This is a genomic window from Nocardia sp., assembly GCF_025465275.1.
In the GTDB taxonomy this organism is placed as follows: Bacteria; Actinomycetota; Actinomycetes; order Mycobacteriales; family Mycobacteriaceae; genus Nocardia.
This window is the reverse complement of record NZ_JAODNK010000185.1, coordinates 1-9,415: the sequence shown is the minus strand read 5'-3', so window position 1 is coordinate 9,415 and position 9,415 is coordinate 1. Positions and strand designations below refer to the sequence as shown.

The window sequence follows — 9,415 nt, the reverse complement described above, 5'->3', positions numbered from 1 at the left end:
TCTCGCTCAGGTCGATCGACTCGTCATTGGCGAGCCGGAATTCTCGTTCTTCCTCAGCGGCTTCGATGAGGTTGCGGATGAAACGGCCGTTGCCGGCCATATCCACACCGCGGCGGGACAGCCCGCTTTGATCGGTGCTCTCCAGGTCGTACAGCTTCTGGCAGGTGTGCACCAGCTGCTGCATGGCGCCCTCGGACAGCTCCGAATCGCGGGTATTGGCAATGACCTGACCGATTTCGCCGAGTTCCGGCGCTGTGTAGGAAGGGAATTGCAGGCGCTTGGAGAAGCGGGACGCCAGACCGTCATTGGCGGACAGGAAGCGATCGATCTCGCCGTCGTATCCGGCGATGATGACCACCAGGCGCGAGCGGTCGTTCTCCATACGGGCCAGCAGCGTGTCCACGGCCTCGCGGCCGAAGGCGTCGCCGCCCGAAAGACCGGTCTGGATCAGCGTGTACGCCTCGTCGATGAAGAGCACGCCGTCCATGGCGGTGTCGATCAGCTTGTCGGTCTTGATCGCGGTCGAGCCGAGGTGCTGGCCGACAAAATCGGAGCGCTTGGTCTCGACGACCTTCTCGGTCTTGAGAATGCCCAGGCCGCAATAGATTTTGGCGACCACGCGGGCAATGGTGGTCTTACCGGTTCCGGGCGGGCCGGTGAAGGCCAGGTGCTGACCGCGCGCGGAGCTCGAAAGACCCTTCTCGGCGCGGATGCGGGCCAGCTGCGCACTCGACTGCAGCTTGGCCACCTGGGTTTTCACCGCGGTGAGGCCGATCTGCTTATCCAGTTCGGCGCGCGCCTCGGCCAGGATCGTCTTGGCACGATCCTCGTTCTCGGCCTGCTTCTTCTCCTCCAGCGACGCCGCGGTCGTGGGATCCCACTTATCGGTGCGGGCGTCGATCACCTCCTTGGAGGTGATGGTGATGCGGTAGGTGCGGTCCCGCATGGCGGCGGTATTGGCATCGAAATCCGGTGCCTGCGAATACACCTTCTCGAACAGTGACTGGGCCTCGTCGGCCTCGCCGTTCTCGCGCAGGCACAGACCGCGGCAGAACATGGCGGCGGTGCGGGCCGCCGGAATCGGACCGGCCTCGGCCTTTTCCATGCGGCGAATGGCCTCACCGAACAGGCCCAGCTGTGCGCAGGCTGTGCCGACCATCACATGTGCGCCGGCGGCCAGATAGGGATCTTCCCACGCGTCCGATCCGGCCAGGACGGTCATGACGTCCGGCCAGCGTTGGGTGTTGTAGTGCAGGATACCGCGCACGTAAGAGCTGACCCGGCCATCGATTTCGAAGTCCGGTTCGCCCGCTCGCGCGCGGCGGTGCTTCGCCAGCTCGTCGAGCACGATCTCGGCCTCGTCGAACTGCTTGTCGGTGATGAGATGCGCGGCGTACGCGAGCCAGATCTCGGTGAAACTGGACAGCGGGTAATCGATGTAGAGGCCCGGCAGGAAACGTCCAGCAAGCACGCGCGGCGGCAGCCCCAACCGGCGCTGCTCCCGAGCCAGCGAGGTGGTGCTGGTCTTGTACAGGTTGTACAGAACGTCCTTGGTTACCTCACCGGCAACGGCCCGGCCGAGCCACGCGTCGCACATGGTGGGGTCCCACTCGGTGGCGCGCTGAAAGGCCAGCTTCGCGTACTCGAGGTCCTTGTTGGACTCCTGCCCGTCGATGCTCAACCCCAGTGAGAGCACGCCGGCGTCGAAGGCGCGTTGTGCCTGGCGAGTGTCGATCATCGTAGTCGAACCCCGAATTCGTTGAACCTGGTTAGGCTTTCGTTCACTATCCCCACCCACCCGTGCGGATCGCACAGTAGCGGACAGTCGGATACATTATGGTTAACCGCCCTGGGCGGGCAACTGTTATGAGGGTGAGGGAGCAGTTCAGCACGTGACCGCACAGTCGATCGGCGGCCTTGGAGCCGCTGAACCCGAATTGTGCCGAGTGTCCGTCATCGGGGGGAATACCCAGCTCGACGTCGGTCTGCCGGCAAACGCACCTATCGCAGCTTTCATCGGCGATCTGGTGCAACTCATAGAATCTCGAAATCCAGATCCGATGGGCGGCGAAGAGGGGGGAACGCCGCTCCAGGTGCAGCATTGGACGCTGGCCAAATTGGGCCGCGACATGATCGCGCCCAGTCAGACGCTCAATGACGCCGAGGTATACGACGGCGAACTGCTCGTGCTGCGAGCGGTAGCCGCGAAGGAAGCGCCCGCGCTCTTCGATGACGTGATCGATGCCGTATCCCGGCTCACCGCAGAGGAATTCCGTGGTTGGTCGGCCGGTGCCGCGCGCTGGACCGGGCTGTCGGCAGCCATTGTGGCCGTCGTGTTCGCGCTGGTACTCGGCGCGATATCGCGTGGCGCGGGCGATACTTTCATCGCGCCCGTCATGCTGCTCGGCGGCGCGGTAGGCACCTTGGTCGCAGCCATGATCGCCGAACGTAAATACGCCGATGAGCTGACAGCGACAGTGCTCATTCTGTGCCTGCTACTGCTCACTTTCGGGGGAGCGGCGCTGGCGGTGCCGGGCTCGCTCGGTAGTCCGCATGTGCTGCTGGGCGCGTCGGCCACGCTGCTGGTCGCAATCATCGGTTATCGGATGGTGCGGGCGGGTGCGGCGGTCGTCGCCGCGGTCGTCACTACCGCGCTGTTCGTCGGCGTGGCCGCCGCGGTCCGTCTGGCCTGGGACACTGACCTGACGAAACTCGCTGCGGGCGTGCTGATTGCGTCCCTGATCCTGCTGTCCATGGTGCCGCGACTGGCCGCCATGCTGGCCAGGCTGCCCGTGCCGCCGGTGCCGACCGCGGGCGCTGCCATCGACCCGGCCGATCACGAGCCGCGGCCCACCATCGAAGGCATCGGCGCCATCGGCGCCACCGTATTGCCGTCGGCGCACGGGCTCGGACTGCGCGCTCGCACCGCCAACCTCTTCCAGACCGGCATGGTCGTGGGCAGCACGATCGGTGCGACCGGCGGTGCGCTCGGCGCCGCCGACCCGCTCGGTGCGGCTCGCTGGCAGGGCATCGCGCTCGCGGTCGTCGTGACGATCATTCTGTGCCTGCGTGGCCGCGCCTTCGCGGATCTCACTCAGGCCTGTGTCCTGATCGCCGGTGGCTGCGCCACTTTCATCGCACTCGTGGTGATGCTGGCGTCCCATGACTCGACCATGCTGCTCGTCTCGGCCGGACTGCTGCTCGCCTTCGCCGTAGGCGCGATCGTGTTCGGCGTCATCGGTCCGCACATCGAGGTGACCCCGGTGACCCGGCGTTTCAACGAGATCTTCGAATACGGCCTGATCGTGTCGATCGTCCCGCTGGTGCTGTGGCTCGCCGATGTCTACTCGATGGCGCGCAACATATGAGATCGCTCTCCGGGGGCTGGGCGCGAACTGTCTGCGCCGCAGCGGTTCTCGGTGCTGCCCTGCTCAGCCCTCAGGCCACGGCCACCGCGCGGCCGCTGGCGACGGTCGCGCCGCCGGACATCGATCTCGGCGCACTAGGGCAGGCGCAGGCGCTCAGCGGCCACCCCGCGCCGCTGGTCACCACCCAGCAGGGGCAGACGTGTGCCGAGCCCGCGCTGAACGGCTCTGCGCCACGCGACGAACCGGTCTCGCAACGAGTGCTCAATCTCTCTGCGGCTTGGCAATTCAGCCGGGGCGCGGGACAGAAGGTCGCGGTCATCGACACCGGTGTGAACCGGCATCCGCGCCTGCCCGACCTGCAGGCCGGTGGTGATTACGTCTCTCCCGACAGTGACGGCACCGTGGACTGCGATGGGCACGGCACCTTCGTGGCCGGCATCATCGCAGCCCGGCCTAGCGCCGATGATGCCTTTGTCGGTGTCGCACCAGAAGCGCAGATCCTCGCCATCCGGCAGTTCAGCGAGGCGTACAAGGCCAAGGATTCGAACACTGATGCGCAGCCCGGTGCCATCAGCACGTCCGGGTACGGCAATATGCTCACTCTCGCGGCTGCCGTGGTGCGGGCCGTCGATATGGGTGCGACCGTCATCAATATCTCCGAAGTTGCCTGCTCCTCACCGGGAACCGACAATGCCGACGGTGCGCTCGGGGCCGCGACCCGCTACGCCTACGAACGCAATGTGGTCGTCGTCGTCGCTGCTGGAAATGTGGACAGCAGCACCGGATGTGGTACTCAGAACGACGAAAACGGCTGGGGCAAGGTGAAAACCGTGGCCAGTCCGGCCTGGTTCAATCCGTACGTGCTGACCGTCGGATCCGTTGACGCCGACGGCAATCCGTCGAGTTTCACGCTGCACGGACCGTGGGTCGATGCTGCCGCGGTGGGGCGCAATATTATTTCGCTCGACAGCAAACCCAATGGCACCGGGCTGGTCAATGCGGTGGTGGGGCAATCGGGTCTGCAGCCGATCAATGGCACCAGTTTCGCCGCCCCGTATGTCGCCGGGCTGGCCGCCCTTGTGCGCGCCAAATTTCCGGATATGAGCGCACAGCAGGTCATGGATCGGATCACCCGCACCGCACACGGTCCCGGACAGGGACGCGACGACCGCATCGGCTACGGGCTCATCGATCCGGTCGCCGCCCTCACCGCGCAGCTGCCCAACCAACCGGTGAGCGCCGGAGCTGATAAGGCTCGCGCCTTCCCTGCGCCCGAGAAACCGGCAGGCCCTGCCCGGCTGCCGCGCCTCGTCGCCATCATCGGGTCGCTCGTCTGCCTCGCCGCGCTGGGAATTGGTCTCGCCCTGTCGATTCCATTCCGCCGCGCACGCCGCGACGACGAGCTGCCCGACCTCGACTCGTAACGACCGGAGAAACACTCATGGCTACCGAAGGTGTCGTCCGCAGACCCCGCATCGCGCCGCCGCGCGCGCCCGGCGGCGAGATGGCGCACACTCCGCCCCCGGAAATCCCACGGGCAGTGGCGGGTTCGCTGCTGAGCAAGCTGATGCCGGTGGTAATGGTTGTCGCGATGGTCGGCATGATCGCGATGATGGCAATGATGGGTAAATCCATCCTGTCCAACCCGATGATGATGATGTTCCCGATGATGATGATCATGTCGATGGCCGGCATGTTCATGGGAAAGAGCGGCGGCGGCAAGAGTGCGGCCGAACTCAACGAGGAACGCAAGGACTACTTCCGCTACCTGGACCAGACTCGCCGCGAAGTGCGACGCACCGCGGTCAAGCAGCTGGAAACACTGGTGTGGAGTCATCCGGAGCCCGCCGACCTGCTGTCGGTAGTCGGCACTCGGCGCATGTGGGAACGCCGGCCCAATGATCCCGACTTCGGGCATGTGCGGGTCGGTATCGGAACACACAGGCTCGCAGCGAAACTCGCGCGCCCGGAGACGGGGCCGCTGGAAGATCTGGAGCCCGTCTCCACCGTGGCGCTGCGTCGGTTCGTGCGCACCCACTCCGTTGTGCACCAACTGCCGACCGCGGTCTCACTGCGCGCCTTCCCTGCCATCAATGTCGAAGGACCGGCCGCCGATAGCCGAAGCATGGTGTGGGCCATGCTGCTCGAGCTCACTGCCTTCCACGGGCCTGACCATGTCGCCGTTGCCATCGTGTGCGCGGATCCGGATTCGGAAAACTGGGCGTGGGCGAAATGGCTTCCACACCTGCAACATACGAGCCAGCGTGACGGTATGGGTGCGGCCCGCATGATCTACCGCTCGCTCGGCGAGCTGGAGACGGCACTGGCCGACGACCTGCTCGAGCGCGGGCGTTTTATGCGCAATCCGCAACCGACAGCGGGGCGTGTGCATCTGGTCGTGGTGATCGACGATGGTTATGTCAGCGGCACCGAACGGCTCATCAGCGAATCCGGGCTGGATGCGGTCACGGTGATCGATCTCAGTTCTTCGGAGAACAGCCTCGCGGCGCGGCGCGGCCTGCAACTGGTCGCTTCCGGCGGGGATGTCTTCGCCAAGAGTGCCGCCGGAGCCGAGAAGTTCGCCACCGCCGATCAGGTGAGTCTCGCTGAAGCGGAGGCCTTCTCGCGCAGCCTCGCCCGCTTCCGCATCGCCACCGCCGCACAGATTGTCAGTCTCGGCGATAACACCATGACCACCGATCCGGGGCTCATGTCGCTGTTGAAGATCCCGGACGCCGCGCAGATCGATCCCGCCAAGGTGTGGCGACCACGCCAGGGGCGCGAGCGACTCCGGGTGCCGATCGGCATCACGCCCGACGGCACGCCTGTCGAAATCGACATCAAGGAATCCGCCGAGAACGGTATGGGACCGCACGGCCTGTGCATCGGCGCCACCGGTTCCGGTAAGTCGGAATTCCTTCGCACCCTGCTGCTTTCGATGGTCGCCACACACTCGCCAGATCAGTTGAACCTGATTCTGGTCGACTTCAAGGGTGGCGCGACCTTCCTCGGTATGGATCCGCTGCCGCACGTTGCGGCGGTCATCACCAACCTCGAGGAAGAACTCTCCCTCGTCGACCGTATGCGTGACGCGCTCGCCGGTGAGATGAACCGGCGTCAGGAATTGCTGCGCACCGCAGGCAATTTCGCGAATGTCACCGATTATGAGAAGGCACGTTCCGCTGGCGTGCCGCTCGATCCGCTACCCGCGCTGTTCGTCGTCATCGACGAGTTCTCGGAACTGCTCTCGCAGAAACCGGATTTCGCTGATCTGTTCGTCATGATCGGCCGGCTCGGGCGATCGCTGCACGTGCATCTCCTGCTCGCCTCGCAGCGGCTGGAGGAGAACAAGATGCGCGGGCTGGACTCGCACCTGTCCTACCGAATCGGCCTGCGTACCTTCTCCGCCAATGAATCCCGGGCCGTGCTGGGTATCACCGATGCCTACCACCTGCCGGGTGTGCCGGGCTCGGGCTACCTGAAGAGTGACTCGTCGGATCCGTTGCGGTTCAACGCGACCTACGTATCCGGAGCCTATGTCGCACCACGCACCGCGCGGCAGGTGGACGGCCGCGAGATTGCCGAGGCGCCGCCGCGCGAATTCACCGCCGGCCCGGTCGAGATGCTGGCGCTGCCGGAAACTCCCTTCGACCCGCTCGATCTGCTGCCGCCGCCACCGCCGGCCGACGAGGGCATTCCGGACAGCCTGCTACAGGTGGTCGTCAAACGCCTGACCGGGCACGGCCGCCCCGCCCACGAGGTGTGGCTGCCGCCGCTGGAGGAGTCGCCCACCGTCGATATGCTGCTTCCGGATCCGGACTGGCGTTCGTCCGTCAACCGGCACGGACAGTTGTGGATGCCGATCGGCATCATCGATAAGCCGTACGAGCAGCGTCGTGATGTACTCAATATCAATCTCGCCGGCGCGCAGGGAAACATCGCGGTGGTCGGCGGCAAGCTGTCTGGTAAATCGACCACGCTGCGCACCATCATCATGGCCGCCGCGGCCACGCACACACCCGAACAGGTGCAGTTCTATTGCATCGACCTCGGTGGCGGCAGCATGGCGAGCCTGGTCGGGCTGCCGCACGTCGGCTCGGTTGCCAGCAAGATAGACCCCGACCGGGTGCGTCGCACCATTGCCGAACTCGTCACGCTGCTACAACAGCGAGAGGAGCGGTTTGCCCAACTCGGCATCGAGTCCATGGTCGATTTCCGGCGTCGCAAGCATGCTGCCTTGGCTTCGGGCGCGACCGACGACCCGGTGCTGGCAGACAGGTTCGGCGACGTATTCTTGGTCATTGACGGCTGGTTCGTCATGCGCGAGGAGTTCGACACCCTCGAAGCGCAAATCAACGGCCTTGCCGCACAAGGTCTCTCGTACGGCATCCACGTCGTGCTCGGTGCGAACCGGTGGGCGGAGATACGGCCCGCCATGAAGGACATGATCGGCACTCGTATCGAACTACGACTCGGTGACCCTTCGGACTCGGAGATGGGTCGGCGTGTGGCAGTGAACGTCCCGCTGAACAAGCCAGGTCGCGGTATTACCGCCGATCAGCTGCATCTGCTGATCGCCCTGCCGCGCTTGGACTCCGATACTGATCCGACTTACCTGGCCGAGAGCGTTACCGCCGCCGGAGCCCAGATGACCGCCCTCTACGGAGACCGGCGCGCCCCCGAAGTTCGCATGCTGCCGTTGAACATCCCCCGTGATCAAGTGCTGCAACTGGCGCGTGCCCATGGCATCCAGCAGGGGCCCACTAAAATTGTCGTGGGAATTGGCGAGGCCGAGTTGCGGCCACTGGTACTGGATTTCAGCACCGACCCCCACCTCATGGCTTTCGCCGACGTAGAGAGCGGCAAAACCACGCTGTTGCGCAATATCATTCATGGCATTGCCGAAAGCTCCACCGCGGACCAGGCGCGCGTCATCCTTATCGACTATCGCCGCACCCTGCTCGGCGCGTTGGAAGGTGAACAGCTGGCCGGATATTCGACATCCTCACAAACCAGCGGCGGGATGATCATGGAGGTCGTGAATTATCTCTCCAAGCGCATCCCCGGCTCTGACATCACGCCGCAGCAGCTTCGCGATCGCAGCTGGTGGACCGGGCCCGAGATCTACATCATCGTTGACGATTACGACATGGTCGCCACCGGTGGACTCCAGAATCCCTTGGCCCCCTTGGTCGAATACCTCCCTCAGGCCCGCGACATCGGCATGCATGTGATTGTCACCCGCCGTATGGGCGGCATTTCCCGTGCCCTCTACGACGGCGTTCTCGGTGCTATGAAGAACATGACGGTAGACGCCCTCCTCATGTCCGGCCCCCGTGACGAAGGCAAGGTCATCGGCGATGTCCGTCCCATGAAACTTCCCCCTGGCCGCGGCATTCTGGCCTCACGCGCCCGCGGCCAGGAAATGATCCAAATCGCCGACCTCCCGGGCCTGTAGTAGTCATCCCTGGCCCGGGGCGATACTCGGCGACCCGCATCGCGCAGCCGGGGCAGTGGCGGGATGGAACGGCCTACCTCGCCGGGACCATCTTGCCCGCCCGCTGTGACGCCCTCCAGGTCCTGTGTCCCCTTCTGGCCTCTGGATCCTGAGTATCGAGCCCGATTCGGGCGGGTAGCGAAACTGGCTGCGGGCCTGTGGCAACCGAACATTGTGGCAATCCCCGCACGTCGCTGCTGACGAGCGGGCAGGCTCCGCTCTCTCGGTTTGCGGCGCTGAAGGTTCGGCTAGCCCGCGTGGAGCTGGGGCTGGATCGCGATCGGCTCGGGGTGGAGTTTGCGGGTGGAAAGCCAGCTGGCCGTTGGGCGTTCGAACAATGCGCCGGAGGGGCCGGTGGCTTCGGGGCCGGCGAAGCGGGCCTGGCGGAAGCCGGCGCGGATGTAGTAGTCGTGCAGGCCGCCGTTGGTGGTCCAGGCGTCCAGGCGGACCCAGTCGCGGTTGCTTTGGGCAGCGAGGGTCGCGGCATGCTCCAGGAGGGCATGGCCGATGCGGTGGCCGGCGAAGCGGAGGTCCACGATCATGTAGTGGA

Annotated in this window: 5 protein-coding genes; 3 read left to right on the top strand and 2 right to left on the bottom strand. The window is 65.2% G+C overall.

Annotated elements, in window-relative coordinates; genetic code table 11:
• A partial coding sequence (eccA, locus tag JWN03_RS38340) for a type VII secretion AAA-ATPase EccA (RefSeq protein ID WP_297626014.1) occupies positions 1-1,738 on the bottom strand: 1,738 nt, incomplete at its 3' end.
• Positions 1,739-1,892: 154 nt separating this feature from the next.
• On the opposite strand from eccA, the gene eccD reads away from it, so the two are divergent.
• From eccD to eccCa, 3 genes are read left to right on the top strand one after another with little or no spacing between them, the layout of a single operon-like run.
• Positions 1,893-3,368 carry a type VII secretion integral membrane protein EccD gene (eccD, locus tag JWN03_RS38335; protein ID WP_297626011.1) on the top strand — a complete coding sequence of 492 codons (1,476 nt, stop codon included), beginning with the start codon at positions 1,893-1,895 and terminating at the stop codon, positions 3,366-3,368.
• Positions 3,365-4,792: a type VII secretion-associated serine protease mycosin gene (gene mycP, locus JWN03_RS38330; RefSeq protein WP_297626009.1), complete on the top strand. Its 1,428-nt coding sequence runs from the start codon at positions 3,365-3,367 to the stop codon at positions 4,790-4,792. The genes eccD and mycP overlap by 4 nt, the downstream gene beginning before the upstream one ends.
• A 17-nt stretch (positions 4,793-4,809) precedes the next feature.
• On the top strand, positions 4,810-8,826 hold the full coding sequence (eccCa, locus tag JWN03_RS38325) for a type VII secretion protein EccCa (protein ID WP_297626007.1): 4,017 nt from the start codon (positions 4,810-4,812) through the stop codon (positions 8,824-8,826).
• A 287-nt stretch (positions 8,827-9,113) separates the two neighbouring features.
• Here the strand turns inward: eccCa and JWN03_RS38320 are convergent.
• The coding region (locus tag JWN03_RS38320) for a GNAT family N-acetyltransferase (RefSeq protein WP_441343138.1) at positions 9,114-9,415 on the bottom strand (302 nt) is incomplete at its 5' end.